Below are 18540 nucleotides of genomic sequence, written 5' to 3'. Positions count from 1 at the left end.
AAAAAAGAGCTTCATTTGAAGCTCTTTTTGATTTTAAATTCTGTATCTACAAATTATGCATTTGTTTCAGCAGGAACTTTAGGATAGCTTACGCCGCCCATTTGTTCAGCAATACGCAATACTTGGCAGCTATAACCCACTTCGTTGTCATACCAAACGTAAGCAGTTAAACGGTTGCCTGAAGTAATGGTTGCTTGCGCATCAAATACACCTGCAGTACGCGAACCAATGAAGTCACTTGAAACCACTTCAGTCGAGTTGGTATAACCAATTTGACCTTGAAGATTAGAGTGAATTGAAATTTGACGAATGTATTCGTTCACTTCTTCGCGATCTACTTCTTTCTCAAGCGTTAAGTTCAAGATTGCAAGTGATACGTTTGGCGTTGGAACACGTACAGAGTTACCTGTTAATTTACCTTGTAATGCAGGCAATGCTTTCGCCACTGCTTTTGCTGCACCTGTTTCGGTAATAACCATGTTTAATGTTGCTGCACGACCACGACGATCTGCCTTGTGATAGTTATCAATCAAGTTTTGGTCGTTAGTGAATGAGTGAACAGTTTCAACGTGACCATTCACAACGGTGTACTTGTCATGCAACACTTTTAAAGTTGGTGTAATTGCGTTTGTTGTACAGCTTGCTGCAGAAATAATGGTATCTTCATCAAGAATGTCTGCTTGGTTAACACCGTACACCACGTTTTTCATGTCACCTTTACCAGGTGCAGTTAAAATTACGCGTGCAGCACCTGGGCATTGAAGGTGTTGTGCAAGACCTTCTGCATCACGCCATTTACCTGTGTTGTCAATCACCAATGCATTGTTGATGCCATAAGCCGTATAGTCTACTTCAGATGGGTTAGACGCATAGATCACTTTAATGAAGTTACCATTTGCGATAATTGCTTCATTTTCTTCATCTACAGAAATCGTGCCTGCAAATGGACCGTGAATAGAGTCACGACGCAATAAAGACGCACGTTTTTCTAAATCACCATCAGACGATTTACGTACCACAATTGCTTTAAGGTTTAAGCCACGGCCAAGACCAGATTGACCAATGATTAAACGCGCAAGGATACGACCAATACGACCAAAACCGTAAAGTACAACATCTTTGCTTTCTACAGTTGTTGGATTGCCCGCTAAAGATTTCACAGCGTCTGCAACAAATGCATTTACATCGCCGCCTTTTTCTTTATATTCAACAGCAAGTTTACCTAAGTCGATTTCTGCTGAACCGATGTTGTCTACTTTAGCCAAAGCTTCAAGCAATGGGAAAGTGTGAACAACTGAAAGTTCTACGTCCATCATACGAGTACGACGGTGTGCTTTCAAAATTTGAATCACAGAACGGTTAACTAAAGAACGACCAAAAACTGAAACCATGATATTTTTTTCACGGTACAACTGACCGAGTAAAGCAATCATACGTTCCGCGATTTCTTCACGGTTTTTCCAGCGACCTTGGTGCTCTGCGTGTAGGGCGATGATAGTCTCTTTGCTCACAGATACGTCCTCTAATTAATTGTATATCTAGGCATGAATTTCAAAACCCGATAATTGTAATGGAATTGTCGTCAAGATTGAATCAAAAGCTGGTACTGACCCGAATATTTTCCTATATATTCACTATAAATTCATAAAATAGTTGTAATTATTTTTGTGATTTTAGTTTTTTCAACAAAAGTTCAATTTTTTAGACGAAAAGGAGGATGATGCCAAACCTCATTATCCTCTTGGAAATTTGAATATCTCAGCATAACGACGGCTTTTATTATTCAGATGACTGTTGAATTTTCCGCTGTAAATCTTGCTGATTCATTTTTTGCTTTCTTAAATGCAAGCACCCTTCAACCACCAATAATGCAACTGCCAACCAAATTGGGATATAAGTCAGCCATTCCCCTGCTTCAACTCGTTCACCTAACAACATAGACACAAAAGCCAACAGCACAGGTTCTAAATAACTCAGTAAACCAAAAATCACAAAAGGCAAATGGCGGCTGGCCAAAATATAACTGCCAAGTCCCAATGCACTTAAAAAGCCCAATCCAAGTACCGACCAAATTAAATATGGAAAAGCTGCGATGACATTTACACTGTCACTATAATAAAAGCCTAAATATACCGCGACAGGAATAACTAGCAGTAAATCCCACCAAAACCCGCCCAAGTGATCGGTTTGAAAGACCCGACGTAAAAAGAAATATAAAGGATAGGCAAATGCCACATATAAGGTTTCCCACGCCACCGTGCCAATGCGCCAGATTTCATGACTGACACCTAGCACGGCTAAGGCAACTGCTGCCATCTGCCAAGTCGATAACTTTTCTTTATATAGCACACAGCCAAGCAAAACCATGATCAAAGGCAATAAGAAATAACCCAAAGAAACCTGCAAACCACGCCCGTTAATCGGCCCCCACAAAAATAACCACAATTGCGTAGTGCATAAAAAAGAACTAAAAATCAGCCAAAGTATGAATTGTGGTTGTTGTTTGAGCCGCTGAAAAATCGCGGAAATATGTTTTAAATCTCCCGACCACCACATAAACAAAGTTAGGAGTGGCAAAGTTGCCAACATACGCCACGCAAAAGTTTCTTCGCTGTCTAAAGGTTTGAGTAATTGGGTATAAAAATACAGCACCCCAAAAGTGACCGATGCTAAAACCGATAGTGCAATGCCTTTATACATCCGACTCTCCCCTATATCAGTCGGCATTATACTCATATATACGTTGTTTTAGAGATTGATCGAATGTTCAAAATTTAAAATGACAGGATATAAAAAACCACGCAGCTTTTGCGTGGTCAATTGGTCTGCATACGTTTGTCTGCTTATATCTATAAGTAGCTCTGGAGCTGCTGCAACTTAGTCTGACTTTTTAGTTTGCGTATGTCTGGTATAAATCACATCACTTAAGTCATAACCGAGTGATTTGGCATAGTTCAGATATTCAGTCACGACAGCCTGATCAGGATGCGGCGTACGTGAAAGTACCCATAAATATTTACGGCGTGGTTCACCCACCAAGGCAGTTTGATAGTCATCATCTAGCTTTAACACCCAATAATCACCACGCCCTACAGGCAACCAACGAATGACTTCAGGTAAAAAGCTAACTTTGAGTTTGCTGTTAAAAGGCGCATTTTGTACAAAAGCTTCGCCCAAAGCACGCATTTGTTTGCCATCTTTTGCAATACAACGGTTATCCACCTGCACATTGCCATTTTCATTCAATGTATATGCTGCTGTTACATTTGAACCGCATTTGTTTTGGAAATATAAAGGCTTTCTTGCAACCTCATACCAAACGCCTAAATATTTATCTAATTCGACTTTTTCTACCGTTTTCATCGGTTCATTGGTTTTGGAATATGCCATAGTCGCAGCACCCAAACCAATCAGCACCACACCACCAAGGGCAATTTTGGCAAGTCGCGCACCTGCAAACGGAAGTTTTTTAGCCATTGTCCCAACCTCTAAACTCTAATGTTCAGTCAATTTTGTTTATCTTCTTCAAAAATAACCGCAAGCATTTCAATTTACTGTATGGATATGTAATTTTTGCAACTCAAATTTTACATAGCAAGTTTAGTATGCAAACTCGCACTTACACTGACAGTGCAATTCGCCCCAATTTAGCCAGATTGCAACATTTGCGCTTTTAAACGCAAAATTTCATCACGTAAACGAGCCGCTTGTTCAAATTGCAGTTCTTTAGATGCTTTCAACATCTCTTTTTCAAGTTTGGCAATATGTTTGGCATACAGTTTAGGATCAGCCAAAATGTGCTGTTCATCGTCACTTAAAGCACGGCTTTGTGCATTGATTTTTTCATCAATTTGCTCATCGTTCAGCACTTCACCTGTGTCGATTTCTTTAATCACCTGACGCACTGCACTACGTGGAGTAATGCCGTGCAATTCATTAAATTCAATTTGTTTGGCACGACGACGCTCTGTTTCATCTATCGCCTTTTGCATTGAATCGGTAATGCGATCTGCATATAAAATTGCTTTACCTTTCAAGTTACGTGCTGCACGTCCAATGGTTTGAATCAACGAACGTTCTGAACGTAAAAAGCCTTCTTTGTCGGCATCTAAAATTGCCACTAAAGACACTTCAGGCATGTCTAAACCTTCTCGTAACAGGTTAATGCCAACCAAGACATCATGCACGCCTGTACGTAATTCGTGAATAATTTTGACGCGTTCTACGGTATCAATATCAGAGTGTAAATAAGCCACTTGAATGCCGTATTCTTTTAAATACGAGGTCAAATCTTCAGCCATGCGTTTGGTTAAAGTAGTGACCAACACCCGCTCATTCAATTCTTTACGCAAATTGATTTCAGACAGCACATCATCCACCTGCGTTAACACAGGACGAATTTCAATTTCTGGGTCAATCAATCCTGTTGGACGCACCACTTGCTCTACAATTTGTTGCGATTTTTCCAACTCATATTGTGCAGGTGTAGCGCTCACATAAATTGTGGATGGGACGATGCGCTCCCATTCTTCAAATTTCATTGGACGGTTGTCTAACGCACTAGGTAAACGGAAACCATAATTCACCAAGTTTTCTTTACGTGATCGGTCACCTTTATACATCGCGCCAATTTGCGGAACGGTCACGTGCGATTCATCAATAATCAGCAAGGCATCATCAGGTACATAATCAAACAAAGTGGGCGGTGCTTCGCCTGCAGGTCGTCCAGACAAATGTCGTGAATAGTTTTCGATGCCGTTGGTATAGCCCAATTGCTGCATCATTTCTAAATCATAGCGGGTACGTTGTTCTATGCGCTGCGCTTCTAGCAATTTGTCATGTTCGCGAAAAAACACCAAACGCTCTTTTAGTTCTTCTTTAATGGTACCAATCGCACGTTCCAAATTATCCTTAGGCGTAACATAGTGACTTTTAGGATAAATAGTCACGCGCGGCACTTTACGCACCAATTTGCCTGTTAATGGATCAAACCAACGAATCGAATCGACTTCATCATCAAATAATTCTATGCGAATAGCATGCTGATCAGATTCAGCAGGGAAAATATCTAAAATTTCACCACGAATACGGTAAGTACCGCGCAAAAACTCTAGCTCATTACGGCTATATTGCATTTCCACCAAACGACGGATCAAATCATCACGATTCACCCGATCACCTTGCACCACATGCAGCAACATGCTCATATAAGCATTGGGGTCACCCAAACCGTAAATTGCAGATACCGATGCGACAATAATGGCATCACGACGCTCTAGCAAAGCACGTGTGGCCGAGAGTCGCATTTGGTCAATATGATCATTAATAGCCGCATCTTTTTCAATAAAAGTATCGGAAGATGGTACATAGGCTTCAGGCTGATAATAGTCATAATAACTGACAAAATATTCGACTGCGTTGTTCGGAAAGAACGCTTTAAACTCACCATACAACTGCGCTGCCAGCGTTTTGTTATGTGCCATGACAATGGTCGGACGCTGTGTTCTGGCAATCACATTGGCCATGGTATAAGTCTTACCTGAGCCTGTAACCCCAAGTAATAGCTGATCATGATAGCCCTGTTCTATCCCTTGAACCAATTTTTCAATGGCTTGTGGTTGGTCACCCGCAGGTTGATAGTTGGTGACTAAATCGAAAGGTTGCTTATCACTCACAAATGCAGCTCTCAGGTTTGATGCGACCTAATATTTTAGCAGATTTGCCTACACTCAGGACATCCGAATATGTTGTGGCGATGTTGCGTAGCTACAAAGCCATTGCTCGGTTTTAATTCTGTAGTGGACGCTGTTAGAACGAAGATGTGCTACGACTAAATTGAGCACGGGGAAACTGCTTTAAGACTTGACCCACTGGCTATTCAAAGGCAACATGAAATTTCAGGACGACAACCATAAAAGCACACATTCATGACTTACCAATATCACGACGAATCAATTATCAAAAGCCTCCCTGAAGATACTGTTTTCGTATTTGGCAGTAACATGGCAGGACAACATGCAGGTGGTGCAGCACGAACAGCCAAAGAATTTTTTGGTGCCGTTGAAGGCGTCGGGCGCGGTTGGGCAGGACAAAGTTTTGCCATTCCAACCATGAATGAACATTTACAACAAATGCCACTATCGCAAATTCAGCACTATGTGGATGACTTTAAAATCTATGCCAAAAACCATCCTAAAATGAAGTATTTTTTAACTTCAATTGGTTGTGGTATTGCAGGTTATACGGTTGAAGAAATTGCCCCTATGTTTAAAGGCATTGCCCATAATGTGATTTTTCCTGCGTCGTTTCGTCCTTTTGTCGAAAAAGCATTGCCTAAACTAACGCAAAAATTACTACACACCATTTACCGTGATTCTGTGATTTTTACCCCTGCCACCGATGAATTAATTGAAGTCTTGGCATTGAGCGATAATGAAAAAGCCTTGGCTAAAATCATATTGAATACACAAATGTACCCAACTGACAGCAATGGGCGTGATCGGGTCTTTGAAATTCAGGATATTTTGCACAACTTAAATGGTAAGGTATTCGAGTTCCAAAATAATTCAGAAGGCCCAATGCTATTTGGTGCAGCGATTTTGGCTTTATTGGAATTGTATAATATCAACGAGCAAGATTTTAGCGATGTATGGCATGGCGTACGTGAAATCTCGCCGCCAAAACCTGCCAACAAAGCGCGTAAGCATGTTCGTTAATTTCAATACTTTTAAATCCCCATCAATAAAAAATGCCACGTAATTGTGGCATTTTTTTAGCGCTTACCCATCGAACGACGAGTACCACGTGGCGGTGGCCAAGTCTTATCCGCATATTGCTCAGGTTTAGGACGCACCGAATTATGTACCGCCTGATCATTATCCTGCGCTGTGTTTGGCATTGGGAATGGGAGATTCACCAATGGTTTTTTTGAAGTAGGCTGCTGCTTACTCATGACCATCACTCTTATAAAATTTGGACTATTTTAAAGTTTTTTGCCGCCCGATGCGAGAAACTTCCACCTCACAGCAGTTTTAATCACGATTTCATAGGAAATTGGTCTAATTTGGTGATTTTTTATTAATTTGATGCAATTTTAAACGACGCAGACATCGAATTTAGGCTAAGATAATATGCTTTTTATTTTTTTATCCCTATAAGAAGGAATATGCCGTGGACGTACGTCTCTCTGATCGTGTCAATGCCATCAAACCGTCCCCAACACTTGCAGTAACCAATAAAGCCGCTGAACTTAAAGCTGCGGGTCATAACGTTATTGGTTTGGGTGCAGGTGAACCGGATTTCGATACACCACAACACATCAAAGATGCAGCTATTGCAGCAATTAATAACGGTTTTACAAAATATACTGCTGTTGACGGTACGCCTGGTCTTAAAAAAGCCATTATCGCAAAATTAAAACGTGACAATAATCTTGACTACCAAGCGAACCAAATTTTGGTGTCTTGTGGTGGTAAGCAATCATTCTTTAACTTGGCGTTGGCTTTGTTAAACAAGGGTGATGAAGTGATTATCCCTGCACCGTTCTGGGTAAGCTATCCAGATATGGTGATTATTGCTGAAGGCGTGCCAGTCATTGTGGAATGTGGTGAAGAACAACGTTTCAAAATCACGCCTGAACAATTAGAAGCTGCGATCACTGACAAAACACGTTTAGTGGTGTTAAACAGCCCATCTAACCCTACAGGTATGATCTACACCAAAGCTGAATTAGAAGCTTTGGCTGCTGTACTACGTAAATACCCTGAAGTATTCATTGCATCTGACGATATGTACGAACCAATCCGTTGGGATGATGAGTTCTATAACATCGCAACAGTTGCACCAGACCTTTATGACCGCACAATCGTATTAAACGGTGTGTCTAAAGCTTATGCAATGACTGGCTGGCGTATTGGCTATGCAGCGGGCCCTGCTAAACTAATTGGTGCGATGAAGAAAATTCAATCTCAATCGACTTCTAACCCAACTTCTATTTCGCAAGTTGCTGCAGAAGCTGCATTGAACGGCCCACAAGACGTACTTGAGCCAATGGTTGAAGCATTCAAACGCCGTCACGACTTAGTTGTAAATGGTTTGAATGACATCAAAGGTATTTCTTGCTTACCTGCAGATGGCGCATTCTATGCGTATGCAAACATCAAACCATTGATTCGTGCGAAAGGCTTAAAATCTTGCACAGAATTCTCTGCTTGGTTATTGGAAGAAACTGGTGTTGCCGTTGTTCCTGGTGATGCGTTCGGTTTAGGCGGTTTCATGCGTATTTCTTATGCAACTGCAGACGAAGTTCTTGTAGATGCGCTTGCACGTATCAAAAAAGCTGCTGAATCAATTGAAGGCGTAGATGCAGCGATTGCTTCTATCGAAGCTGAAAAAGCTGCACAATAATCTAAACTTGTTTAGATGAACAAAACCCACGATTGAATCGTGGGTTTTTTATTTCTAATTTCATTTTGCAGCGATCATTTTTAAACGCATGGCATCTATACCCCAGAAAGAGAATACTTTTATACACGCGGTTTGGTTAAAATCACCATCAAAATGCCGCAGAGCACAATCAAGCTGGCAAATAACATCAACCATGTTAATTGCTCACCCAGAAAAATTACCCCGCCTATAATCGCCAAACTGGGCACAGAAAGTTGTACGGTACTGGCAGTAATACCATCTATTTTTTTAACAATGCTATACCACAGCACATAAGCCCCACCCGATGCTAGCGCACCTGACAACACAGCTAAAATAACACCATTCAAACTAATAAAACTGTCTGGTAAATGCCACAGAAACAACATAGCCACTAACGGCAGTGCAAAAAGAAAATTGGACAAAGTAGCAGTCAAAGCATGCTGCATATTCTTAGCCAAGATGCTATAAAAACCCCATGCAATACCTGCCAGTAACATCATCAGCGCATATTTGAACGTTGGCGTACTGGCTTCAGGCAATAGCAACAAGCCCATCCCCAATACAGCACAGCCTAACCCGACCCAGCGCGGCAAAGTCATGCGCTCACCATGCAAAATTGCATAACTGATCATGGTGATTTGCACTGCGCCAAATAGAATCAATGCACCAATGCCTGCATCTATATGCAAATAGGCCAACGAAAAACCGAGTAGATATACAGCAAGGCTTAATGCAGATTTCCATTGGAATTGAATTGGTTGTTGAACCTGCAAAACAGCATAGAATATGCCTAAGCACACTGCCCCACTGCCAACCCTGAGCAAACTAAAACTCATAGGGTCAATTTGCTGTTCAGCCAATGCCAAACGACACAGCAAAGAATTTGCAGCAAATGCGAGCATGGCAATGCATATTTTAATCCACACGGCTGAATATCCTTTTCAAGCTGTTCGCAAATTTTTATCGCAGTTTATAACACTATTTTGGTGCGAGTCATTTAACTCGATTCAATGCAAATCTATTTGGCTGGCAATGATCAATCATCATAGATTAAACACTGTTTTTCAACGCAGTAATCAGTTCTGATTTAGACACTGTAGGTTGAGATGTTCCTTTATATTCACATAAATAGCGAAAAGCAAAGTCTAATTCTACACGCAATTGTTTTTGTTCAGACACAGACCACACGCGTGAACGGTTACTCCCCGAAAGCGCGCTGCCCGCCAGTTGGTACAAATACAAATCATGATCACGCTGCAATGGTTTTTTTGTGCCGTTGTCTGGATGGTCTGAAAGCAATTGGCAGGTCGATTGAATGAGCCATTTTTCACTAAACCACAACTGCAATAAATCGCCCAAATACAAATCTTGAGGTGCCAAAGGCCAGACATGAATAAACGCGCCTTCTACAGCAGTGTAGTATTGTTCAGGCGTAGACAAGATAGAAAGATAATGTTCTTGATAATAAGAAAATTGAGAAAAAATGTCAGAAATGCTGAGCGTATTCATTCGCTTACTCCGATTTAGCCATTTTAGTGCTGGCAAGTTGGGTTAAATCCACACTGTTTAAGATGCTACTTAAACGCTTTGTTCTGTCACTCAGACTAACAACCGATTTTGTGTAACGCAAGTCTTGTGGGTGATTTTTTAATAAAATTTTGTTTTTTGTTCAAATAAAAAGCATATAAAGTCAAAATGAAAGAAACATGACAATTTATGCTTGACCCTTGCTTAAATCTGCTTATAATCGCATTCAGATTCTCCCATAGCTCAGTCGGTAGAGCGACGGACTGTTAATCCGCAGGTCCCTGGTTCGAGCCCAGGTGGGAGAGCCAAATTCTAAAAGCCCAAGCATAACGACTTGGGTTTTTTATTGCCTAAAATTTATGGATGATGTGGTCTGTAAATAACCAAGCAGCGATTCATGCCTTAATCGTTCAAAAAGATGAATGTAACTGTTTTGGGCAATTCAGCTTAATGTAATTCCTAATCTTAGCATTGATCATTTCTAAGTAACTTAGGCAACAATCCACAATCAAAATACCTAAGCAATAACTTGATTGATAAAAAAACGGAACCGAAGTTCCGTTTTCTATCTTAGATCATCTACAAGTTTTAAGCGGCTTGCACAGGCACACCACTATGAAAACGGAACAGATCATCTGGACTTAAAATAAGATTCTTTTCCACTTCACGTATATGCTGAATTCGCCCCTGAATATCTTCTTCAGGGTTTTTCAGTTTTGCTGTTTTTGCTACATCCAAAGCCAGTGCCAAATAATCTTCATAATGCCGTGATTCTGATTTCAGTAAATAACGGTAATACTTACCTAATTCTTCATCTACCAATGGCGCAAGCGCATAAAACCGCTCGCATGAACGTGCTTCTACAAAGGCACCTATCACCAAAACATCAATTAGTGCTTCAGGTTCATAGGTACGGATTTCTTTACGTAAACCGCCTGCATAACGCCCTGCACTTAAACCCTGCCACATTTGCCCACGCTTTGCCATGAACTCTAGCACCTGCTCATAATGCAGCATTTCTTCGCGTACCAATTGTGCCAGTTTGACCTGCAAATCGGTAAAAAAGCTGTAACGAAACATCAGATTCATGGCTGTGCCTGCTGCTTTTTTCTCACAGTTAGCATGATCTTGCATCAAAATATCTAAATTATTCAATGCTTCGTTCAACCATTCTTTAGGTGTTTCGCAGCCTAAAAATGCAATTACAGGCTGCATCAACTCATCATAATTTATGCTGGACATAACGTTTCAAATTTTATCTTTCAATTTTAAATATGCAGATTAACGCGCTGCATCAATCGCAGCTTTCATGCGTTTAACAGCCTGTTCCAAGCCGACAAATACAGCATCACCAATTAAAGCATGACCAATATTTAACTCATGGATGTGTTGAATAGCGGCAATTGCACCTACATTGTCCAAGTTCAAGCCATGCCCTGCATTAATCACTAAGCCACGGCTAGCTGCATATTCTACGCCCTGAACAATACGGGTCAATTCGGCTTGCTGTGCAGCTTCATTTTCTGCATTGGCATACGCGCCTGTATGAATTTCAATGGTCGGTGCACCACATGCAACGGCCGCATCAATTTGTGCAAGATCTGCATCAATAAACAGTGACACATCACAGCCAATTGCTGTTAATTCCTGAGTAGCGGCCTTAACTGCTGCAAAATTGCCTACTACATCCAAACCACCTTCAGTGGTTACTTCTTCACGGCGCTCAGGTACCAAACATACATGCTGTGGACGAATTTCTTTGGCAAACTCGATCATTTCTTCAGTAACTGCCATTTCCAAATTCATACGAGTTTTTAGCAACGGACGCATACGACGCACATCATCATCCTGAATATGACGACGGTCTTCACGCAAATGCAAAGTAATCCCCTCTGCACCCGCCTGTTCACAAACTAATGCGGCCTTCACAGGGTCTGGATAGTTCGTGCCACGCGCTTGTCTTAAAGTTGCCACATGGTCAATATTGACACCGAGTAAAGCCATAATAGGTTCCTACATTACGCTTGGGTTTGAGAATTCTGAATCCACAATTGGCGACTTTTTAAAGGTCGATCACCCAACAGTGAACTAATCATTTGTCGATACAGCCGAGACAGTAATTGTAACTGCTCTGGGTTAAAATCCCTACCTTTTTCATAGTCGCACATACTGAGGATCTGTGTACCGACTAAGTTAGCCCGTGATGCTTGTGCGGTAGGGATAAAACCATCATTCAGTTGAAAATGATAATGTAGATTGGGCTGAATTGGCTCTTGGTTCGCATCGACTGAAAAATCAATCGCATAGCCTAATTCTTCCAATAATGCATGTTCAAACTGACGTAAAATTTGTCTTAAGAATAGATTGGGATTTTCTTGACTAGATAAGTGTTGTAAATGCGCCAAAGTCTGGTGATATTGCACAAAAGTTTCTGGCATTTCCACTTCGGCAGAACATAAGCGCAGCACGATTTCATTTAAATAAAAGCCTGAAAAAAATGCATCACCAAAGAAGAAAACCGGTTGATTGACAATTTCCAGCTTGGTGAAATTTTTAAGGTCTGATTTTCCCGAAGCTTGTATGCGAATCGGTTGATATTGTGGCGGTGGCATTTGTCTTAAAATACCATCAACCCGCCCATGTTCGCGGGTAAATAAGTGCACAATATGGCTACGTTCGCGGTATTTTCGATGATGGATTAAATAACCATGCAAGATTTCATTACGCATGATAGCGTCAATTAATCCTGTTCTTTAGAGGATTCTTGTTTGGATTTTTCTTCGTCATCACCATCTGGAATGACAGCACCAACTACAGCAGCAGTGCCTTTCACCACACCCTTTGTAGTTTTGTAGGCAACTTTTACGGGAACTGTCACAACTTTGTGAATACAACCTTGCAAGACAAACATACATGCCACAATGGCCAACACTTTCATCATCACAGTTCCCTTTTCGTCAAACTTAGATATCGCTATATCCTAAGCTTTTTAATGCACGTTCATCATCAGACCAACCACCTTTGACTTTCACCCAAAGCGTTAACATGATTTTTTGCTCGAACATTTTTTCCATGTCGACCCGTGCATCCATACCAATTTTTTTCAGCTTCGCGCCTCTTTCACCAATCACAATGGCTTTTTGACCAGAGCGATCTACAAAAATAGTGGCATCAATATAGGTACATGGTGCTTTCATACGACCCGTTTTTTCATTTAAAACCGCATCTTCAGTTTTAAATGATTCGATTTGCACGGTTAAATCGTAAGGCAGTTCTTCGCCCAATTGGCGCATGATCTTTTCACGGATAATTTCAGATGCCAAGAAACGTTCTGAACGGTCTGTGATTTGATCTAGCGAATACAACGGTGGCTGGAATGGCAAATAGCGTTCAATCGTGTCACGCAAATGATCTAGGTTCGCGCCGCGCAATGCCGATACAGGTACAATTTCGGCAAAGTTCATTAACTTGGCACGTTCTTGAATAATCGGCAAAGCCTGATTTTTATTTTCAAAGGTGTCGAGTTTGTTAATCACCAGAATCACTGGCATTTCTGCATTTTTCAGCTTTTCTAGGACTAACTCATCATTTTGCGTCCATTTTTGTGCATCCACCACAAACAAAACCAAATTCACATCGCGCAAAGCAGACGATGCAGCACGGTTCATCATTTTGTTAATGGCACGGACTTCTTTTTTGTGCATCCCTGGGGTGTCTACAAACACTGCCTGAGATTTTTCACGTGAATCAATTCCCACAATCTTATGGCGTGTGGTTTGCGGTTTACGTGAAGTAATGGATAGTTTTTGACCCAACAAGTGGTTCATGAGGGTCGATTTGCCCACATTCGGGCGACCAACAATCGCAACAAAACCACTGCGGAAATCAGATGGAATTTCAGTTCCCTGACCGCTAAAGAATTGGTTAATCAGGTCATTGGCGTCGTTATTCGACTCGTGATCAGCATCTACGTGATCGGAATGGATGGTCATTCAGACTTTTGCTCCAAGAATTTTAAAATATCTGCCGCAACTGCCTGCTCGGCAAAGCGACGGCTTGAACCTTCACCCTTCATTACAGGTAAGCTATCGACTCGGCATTCCACAATGAAATGCTGATTCGGTGCATCGCCCTGAATATCTACAACCTCGTAAACCGGGAGAGGTTTTTTACGTGCTTGTAAATACTCTTGTAAGCGTGATTTAGGGTCTTTGAGTTGATCAGTTGGCTCAATATGATCTAAATAAGGGCTGTACCATTTTAGCACAATCGTTTGCAGCAAATTCAAATCACCGCTATCGACATAAATAGCGCCAATAATCGCTTCTACGGTATCTGCCAGTATAGACTCACGATGATGACCGCCAGATTTCAATTCTCCCGTACTGAGAATTAAATTTTGGCTGAGCTTTAAATCATTGGCAATTTTGCCTAAGGCTTCCTGACGTACCAGTGTTGCCCGCATGCGCGTTAAACGCCCTTCATTTTCATGTGGATAAGCCACATATAAATAATTGGCAACAATCATTCCCAATAACGAATCGCCTAGAAATTCCAGACGTTCGTAATTGTGTTTATGACTCACCGAGCGGTGAGTCAAAGCCAGTTTAAGCAATTCAGGTTGCTTAAACTGATAACCGATTCGGCTGGCTAGACGGGTCTCATTTAGCTTGGACTGAGCTTTGATCAAAACTTTTCTCGAACTTCATTACAATATCAATATTCAATAAGAAAGGTTTTCTTATTTCATATTCTTTTTTCACTTCTAAACCATCTACGTTGGTCACTTGAGCTACATCTGCAAATTTAATATCGCGAATGTTGTTCATGCTTAAACGCTTGTCCATTTCACCAATAAACTTTTGTGGTGATAGGTTTTTTGGCCCATTCAACAATTGCTCTTCAATTTGATTGTCCAACATTCGATCATCGAAATATGGTCCCCAAACCGCAATTGCCACTTTTGCCATAAATGCAAAACCAATAATTGCAATTAAAATTGCAATATAGGATGCCCCTTGTTGATGACGCATTTTTTATTTTCCTAATCTGCTGTATTAATCAATTTTGCCGTTACGACTAAATGACGGCAAATTAAACCCAGGCTCTTTATGCATCCACACATAGAATGCACGACCTGTTAGGTTTTCCTCTGGTACAAAACCCCAAAAACGACTGTCAGCACTTTGATCGCGGTTATCCCCCATCGCGAAGTAATGACCTTCAGGTACTTTGACTTCCCAATATAAACCATTTTCTGCTGAATATTTACCATTGTCTACATAGTTCAGGAATGGTGCCTGACGCGCCACGTTTACACCTTCAAGCTCGCGCATGGTAAATGTATGCGCCCCTAAAGTTTCCTGATGGTAAATTGAAGTAGGTGTATCTAGACTGTCTTTTTCACGGCTAAACTGGATTGGGGTTTTCGTTACTTTCTCGCCATTAATGCTCAGCTGACCATGATCATAAACAATATGATCGCCTGGTAAACCGACAATACGCTTAATATAACTAATGCTTGGTTGTGGTGGATAACGGAACACCGCAACTTCGCCACGCTCAGGCGAACCCACATCTATAATTTTGCTGTTAATAATTGGCAAACGCACGCCATATTCAAACTTGTTCACCAAAATAAAATCGCCCGTTTCTAAGGTTGGCACCATAGAATCTGACGGAATATTAAATGGTTCATACAGGAATGAACGCAGTACCATCACCACTGCCAAAACAGGCCAAAAATCATAAGCCCATGTGATAATGAAGTTTTCATTGCCTCGCCCTTTCGTTGCTCTTTGCTTAAATACAAATTTATCGAGCAGCCATACCGCAATAAAAAATAATGTGGCAGGAACGAGAATCAAATTAAAATCAAAATCCATGGGTTTATTATCCTTATAATTTTAGCGTTCGACTTTAAGTACAGCTAAGAAAGCTTCTTGCGGGATTTCAACACTTCCCACTTGCTTCATACGTTTCTTACCTTCTTTTTGCTTGGCAAGTAGTTTCTTTTTACGAGAAACGTCACCGCCATAACACTTCGCAAGTACGTTTTTACGCATCGCTTTCACGGTTGAACGCGCAATAATTTGCGCACCAATCGCAGCCTGAATAGCCACATCAAACATTTGACGCGGAATCAAGTCTTTCATTTTTTCAACCAAGGCAATACCACGGTGACGTGCATCTTGACGGTGGCAAATCATCGCTAAGGCATCGACTTTTTCACCGTTAATCAGTACATCGACTTTAACCAAAGATGAGCTTTCAAAACGGACAAAGTTATAATCTAACGATGCAAAACCACGTGAACATGACTTCAATTTATCAAAGAAATCCATCACGACTTCTGCCATCGGAATTTCAAAAGTAATGGACACTTGGTTACCCAAGAATTTCATGTCTTTTTGCACACCACGACGCTCAATACATAGGGTCATGACGTTACCCAAGTATTCTTGCGGCACTAAAATATGACATTCCGCAATCGGTTCACGTAAATCTTCTACAGTTGAACCATCAGGCATTTTAGATGGACTGTCGATATACACCGTTTCGCCATTTTTCATCACGGCTTCATAAATAACCGTTGGTGCCGATGAAATTAGGTCTAAATCGTACTCACGCTCTAAACGCTCTTGTACGATTTCCATGTGCAACATGCCCAAGAAACCACAACGGAAACCAAAGCCTAAAGCATCTGAACTTTCAGGTTCAAAGAACAAAGCTGAGTCGTTAATTTGTAGTTTGTGCAAGGCTTCACGGAACGGTTCAAAGTCGCTGGCATCAATTGGGAATAAACCTGCATAAACCTGCGGCTTAACTTTTTTAAAGCCTGGTAAGGTTTCTACTTCTGGTGTAGTTGCGAGTGTGATGGTATCACCCACTGGCGCACCAAAAATATCTTTAATACCCGCAATAACAAAGCCAACTTCACCTGCTTCCAAAATACCTGTTTCGGTATGTTTTGGATTAAAAATACCAACTGAGGTAATAATGTGCGTTTGACCTGTCGATTTCATCAACATTTTATCGCCTTTACGCACGCGACCTTGCTTGATACGTACCAGCGACACAACGCCCAAATAGTTATCAAACCATGAGTCAATAATTAAGGCTTGCAATGGCGCATCACGATCACCTTGTGGTGCAGGAATGACATTCACCAAGGTTTCTAATACATTGTCGATGCCTAAACCAGTTTTAGCCGAACAGGTTGGTGCATCTTGCGCTTCGATACCAATAATTTCTTCAATTTCATGAATCACGCGCTCAGGTTCTGCCTGCGGTAAATCAATTTTATTCAGTACAGGTAAAACTTCTAAGCCTTGCTCAATTGCGGTATAGCAGTTTGCAACTGATTGCGCTTCTACCCCTTGTGCCGCATCAACCACCAATAGCGCACCTTCACAGGCTGCCAAAGAACGTGATACTTCATAGGAAAAGTCAACGTGTCCCGGGGTATCAATGAAGTTTAATTGGTATTCCTGACCATTTGGATGGTTGTAGTATAAAGTCACCGAGGTGGCTTTAATGGTAATCCCACGCTCACGCTCAAGCTCCATAGAATCCAACACCTGAGCTTGCATCTCACGATCTTGTAAACCACCACAGGTTTGAATGAAACGATCTGCTAGAGTCGATTTACCATGGTCAATATGGGCAATGATCGAAAAGTTACGGATGTTTTTAATATCAACAGTTTTTTTAGCTTGCGCCATGGGTTACCTTGAAAAATAACACGCTCTGCACATTAAAATTCATGCAGAGCAAAAGCCGAATAGAAATTGCGAAGGATTATAGCAGATGGATTTTTCAATGTATCCATAATAATGACTTCCTTTTGCAGCCTCACGCGTTTTTCTTTTTATTCGAGAGTTTTAGGCTTTTTATGCAGAGATGTGTGTCGTAATTAAAGTGAGAATTGAAGAATACTTCATGCTATTTGAAACAGGTGAATACCCTCTTTAAGAACATCGACAGCAATAACATGCAGCAACTTTCAATGACGCTACACTTGGTGCTTCAATTCCTCTTAATTAATCATACTCACTAAAATCCAACGGATTCACATCAGCAGCAAGGGGTTGATAGGCTTGCGTAAATGTCGGTGACATGCGTTTTGGACGACCTGTAGCAATTTCCACACAAGCCCATTGTGTATTGCCCATAAACAGCAGACTTTTATCTTGAGGGCGATAAAACGCATATTGGCGGAATGAATACAACGCATTCAAATCACTTAACCATGTACGCAAAATCAGCTCCTCACCTTCGAGTGCCACTTTACGATATTGCACATGATGTTCCACCGCCACCATCGCATGTTTTAGTTTTAAGTATTCCTGCACACCTAAGCCTAATGTTTTGATATGTGCCGATGCTACATCCTGCATCCACTGCACATACACCACATTATTTACATGCCCTAAAATATCAATATGTTCTGGCTGTACGGTGATTTTTAAATCAAATATGCTGCTCATGTCATCCTTTTAACTAAAACGGCGATGTCGGTCTAGTCTAACAAAAATACCGAGTTACATAAAAAAAGTCGCTCCAGTTCAAGAGCGACTTTCTTAA

General features: G+C 41.1%; 19 protein-coding genes and 1 tRNA gene. 3 read left to right on the top strand and 17 right to left on the bottom strand.

All coding sequences use genetic code 11. From position 1 onward, the window contains the following. Positions 1 to 53: 53 nt before the first annotated feature. The 4 genes from C3Y93_RS00320 to uvrB all read right to left on the bottom strand — a co-directional run bounded on the left by C3Y93_RS00320 (position 54) and on the right by uvrB (position 5675). Positions 54 to 1511: a glyceraldehyde-3-phosphate dehydrogenase gene (locus C3Y93_RS00320; protein ID WP_004971695.1), complete on the bottom strand. Its 1458-nt coding sequence runs from the start codon at positions 1509 to 1511 to the stop codon at positions 54 to 56. Positions 1512 to 1779: 268 nt separating this feature from the next. Beyond that, complete coding sequence (rarD, locus tag C3Y93_RS00315; protein ID WP_104851764.1) at positions 1780 to 2700, bottom strand: EamA family transporter RarD; 921 nt, start codon at positions 2698 to 2700, stop codon at positions 1780 to 1782. Between the two features lie 177 nt (positions 2701 to 2877). Then, on the bottom strand, positions 2878 to 3477 hold the full coding sequence (locus C3Y93_RS00310) for a lipocalin family protein (protein ID WP_004971700.1): 600 nt from the start codon (positions 3475 to 3477) through the stop codon (positions 2878 to 2880). 170 nt (positions 3478 to 3647) lie between these two features. Continuing rightward, positions 3648 to 5675, bottom strand: a complete 2028-nt coding sequence (gene uvrB, locus C3Y93_RS00305) for an excinuclease ABC subunit UvrB (RefSeq protein ID WP_104851763.1) — start codon at positions 5673 to 5675, stop codon at positions 3648 to 3650. Positions 5676 to 5927: 252 nt separating this feature from the next. Here uvrB and C3Y93_RS00300 point away from each other — a divergent pair, with 252 nt between their 5' ends. Further along, positions 5928 to 6716: a hypothetical protein gene (locus C3Y93_RS00300; protein WP_004971705.1), complete on the top strand. Its 789-nt coding sequence runs from the start codon at positions 5928 to 5930 to the stop codon at positions 6714 to 6716. 56 nt (positions 6717 to 6772) lie between these two features. Here the strand turns inward: C3Y93_RS00300 and C3Y93_RS00295 are convergent, their stop codons facing one another. Next, positions 6773 to 6952: a hypothetical protein gene (locus C3Y93_RS00295; RefSeq protein WP_004971707.1), complete on the bottom strand. Its 180-nt coding sequence runs from the start codon at positions 6950 to 6952 to the stop codon at positions 6773 to 6775. A gap of 218 nt (positions 6953 to 7170) precedes the next feature. Here C3Y93_RS00295 and C3Y93_RS00290 point away from each other — a divergent pair, with 218 nt between their 5' ends. Next, positions 7171 to 8406, top strand: coding sequence for a pyridoxal phosphate-dependent aminotransferase (locus tag C3Y93_RS00290; protein ID WP_104851762.1), 1236 nt, complete (start codon positions 7171 to 7173; stop codon positions 8404 to 8406). A 119-nt stretch (positions 8407 to 8525) separates the two neighbouring features. Here C3Y93_RS00290 and C3Y93_RS00285 read toward each other — a convergent pair whose 3' ends face one another. Continuing rightward, positions 8526 to 9353 (bottom strand): DMT family transporter, encoded by an 828-nt coding sequence (locus C3Y93_RS00285; RefSeq protein ID WP_104851761.1) that lies wholly within the window; start codon positions 9351 to 9353, stop codon positions 8526 to 8528. Between the two features lie 124 nt (positions 9354 to 9477). Further along, a complete protein-coding gene (locus C3Y93_RS00280) occupies positions 9478 to 9936 on the bottom strand; it encodes a hypothetical protein (RefSeq protein ID WP_004971712.1) in 459 nt (152 codons plus the stop codon). Positions 9937 to 10186: 250 nt separating this feature from the next. On the opposite strand from C3Y93_RS00280, the gene C3Y93_RS00275 reads away from it, so the two are divergent. Continuing rightward, positions 10187 to 10262, top strand: a tRNA-Asn gene (locus tag C3Y93_RS00275). A 280-nt stretch (positions 10263 to 10542) separates the two neighbouring features. Here C3Y93_RS00275 and C3Y93_RS00270 read toward each other — a convergent pair. From C3Y93_RS00270 to C3Y93_RS00225, 10 genes are all read right to left on the bottom strand, one after another. Beyond that, positions 10543 to 11196, bottom strand: a complete 654-nt coding sequence (locus C3Y93_RS00270; RefSeq protein WP_004971715.1) for a tRNA-(ms[2]io[6]A)-hydroxylase — start codon at positions 11194 to 11196, stop codon at positions 10543 to 10545. Positions 11197 to 11235: 39 nt separating this feature from the next. After that, complete coding sequence (gene pdxJ / locus C3Y93_RS00265; RefSeq protein ID WP_026438307.1) at positions 11236 to 11961, bottom strand: pyridoxine 5'-phosphate synthase; 726 nt, start codon at positions 11959 to 11961, stop codon at positions 11236 to 11238. An 11-nt stretch (positions 11962 to 11972) separates the two neighbouring features. Further along, the gene (recO, locus tag C3Y93_RS00260) at positions 11973 to 12686 is read right to left on the bottom strand and encodes a DNA repair protein RecO (RefSeq protein ID WP_178865723.1); all 714 of its coding nucleotides are present in this window, start codon (positions 12684 to 12686) and stop codon (positions 11973 to 11975) included. Positions 12687 to 12694: 8 nt separating this feature from the next. Continuing rightward, on the bottom strand, positions 12695 to 12895 hold the full coding sequence (locus tag C3Y93_RS00255) for an NF038104 family lipoprotein (RefSeq protein WP_019837686.1): 201 nt from the start codon (positions 12893 to 12895) through the stop codon (positions 12695 to 12697). A 22-nt stretch (positions 12896 to 12917) separates the two neighbouring features. After that, positions 12918 to 13946, bottom strand: coding sequence for a GTPase Era (era, locus tag C3Y93_RS00250; RefSeq protein WP_104851760.1), 1029 nt, complete (start codon positions 13944 to 13946; stop codon positions 12918 to 12920). Next, on the bottom strand, positions 13943 to 14644 hold the full coding sequence (gene rnc / locus C3Y93_RS00245) for a ribonuclease III (protein WP_004971722.1): 702 nt from the start codon (positions 14642 to 14644) through the stop codon (positions 13943 to 13945). The genes era and rnc overlap by 4 nt, the downstream gene beginning before the upstream one ends. Next, complete coding sequence (locus C3Y93_RS00240) at positions 14616 to 14987, bottom strand: DUF4845 domain-containing protein (protein WP_004971723.1); 372 nt, start codon at positions 14985 to 14987, stop codon at positions 14616 to 14618. The genes rnc and C3Y93_RS00240 overlap by 29 nt, the downstream gene beginning before the upstream one ends. A gap of 24 nt (positions 14988 to 15011) precedes the next feature. After that, the gene (lepB, locus tag C3Y93_RS00235; protein WP_004971724.1) at positions 15012 to 15839 is read right to left on the bottom strand and encodes a signal peptidase I; all 828 of its coding nucleotides are present in this window, start codon (positions 15837 to 15839) and stop codon (positions 15012 to 15014) included. A gap of 21 nt (positions 15840 to 15860) precedes the next feature. Further along, positions 15861 to 17678, bottom strand: coding sequence for a translation elongation factor 4 (gene lepA / locus C3Y93_RS00230; protein ID WP_004971725.1), 1818 nt, complete (start codon positions 17676 to 17678; stop codon positions 15861 to 15863). A 318-nt stretch (positions 17679 to 17996) separates the two neighbouring features. After that, entirely contained in the window at positions 17997 to 18443 is a 447-nt protein-coding gene (locus C3Y93_RS00225; RefSeq protein ID WP_104851759.1) for an acyl-CoA thioesterase, read from the bottom strand. Positions 18444 to 18540: the final 97 nt, after the last annotated feature.

It is taken from the genome of Acinetobacter sp. SWBY1 (genome assembly GCF_002946595.1).
Taxonomy (GTDB): domain Bacteria; phylum Pseudomonadota; class Gammaproteobacteria; order Pseudomonadales; family Moraxellaceae; genus Acinetobacter; species Acinetobacter towneri.
This window is presented reverse-complemented; position numbering and strand designations above follow the sequence as displayed.

Excerpts from the sequence above, each read along its gene's own strand:
- C3Y93_RS00300 (WP_004971705.1), top strand. The coding sequence starts at position 5,928 with ATGACTTACCAATATCACGACGAATCAATTATCAAAAGCCTCCCTGAA.
- C3Y93_RS00310 (WP_004971700.1), bottom strand. The coding sequence starts at position 3,477 with ATGGCTAAAAAACTTCCGTTTGCAGGTGCGCGACTTGCCAAAATTGCC.
- C3Y93_RS00225 (WP_104851759.1), bottom strand. The coding sequence starts at position 18,443 with ATGAGCAGCATATTTGATTTAAAAATCACCGTACAGCCAGAACATATT.
- lepB (WP_004971724.1), bottom strand. The coding sequence starts at position 15,839 with ATGGATTTTGATTTTAATTTGATTCTCGTTCCTGCCACATTATTTTTT.
- lepA (WP_004971725.1), bottom strand. The coding sequence starts at position 17,678 with ATGGCGCAAGCTAAAAAAACTGTTGATATTAAAAACATCCGTAACTTT.
- C3Y93_RS00280 (WP_004971712.1), bottom strand. The coding sequence starts at position 9,936 with ATGAATACGCTCAGCATTTCTGACATTTTTTCTCAATTTTCTTATTAT.
- C3Y93_RS00270 (WP_004971715.1), bottom strand. The coding sequence starts at position 11,196 with ATGTCCAGCATAAATTATGATGAGTTGATGCAGCCTGTAATTGCATTT.
- C3Y93_RS00255 (WP_019837686.1), bottom strand. The coding sequence starts at position 12,895 with ATGATGAAAGTGTTGGCCATTGTGGCATGTATGTTTGTCTTGCAAGGT.
- era (WP_104851760.1), bottom strand. The coding sequence starts at position 13,946 with ATGACCATCCATTCCGATCACGTAGATGCTGATCACGAGTCGAATAAC.
- C3Y93_RS00295 (WP_004971707.1), bottom strand. The coding sequence starts at position 6,952 with ATGAGTAAGCAGCAGCCTACTTCAAAAAAACCATTGGTGAATCTCCCA.
- rarD (WP_104851764.1), bottom strand. The coding sequence starts at position 2,700 with ATGTATAAAGGCATTGCACTATCGGTTTTAGCATCGGTCACTTTTGGG.
- C3Y93_RS00240 (WP_004971723.1), bottom strand. The coding sequence starts at position 14,987 with ATGCGTCATCAACAAGGGGCATCCTATATTGCAATTTTAATTGCAATT.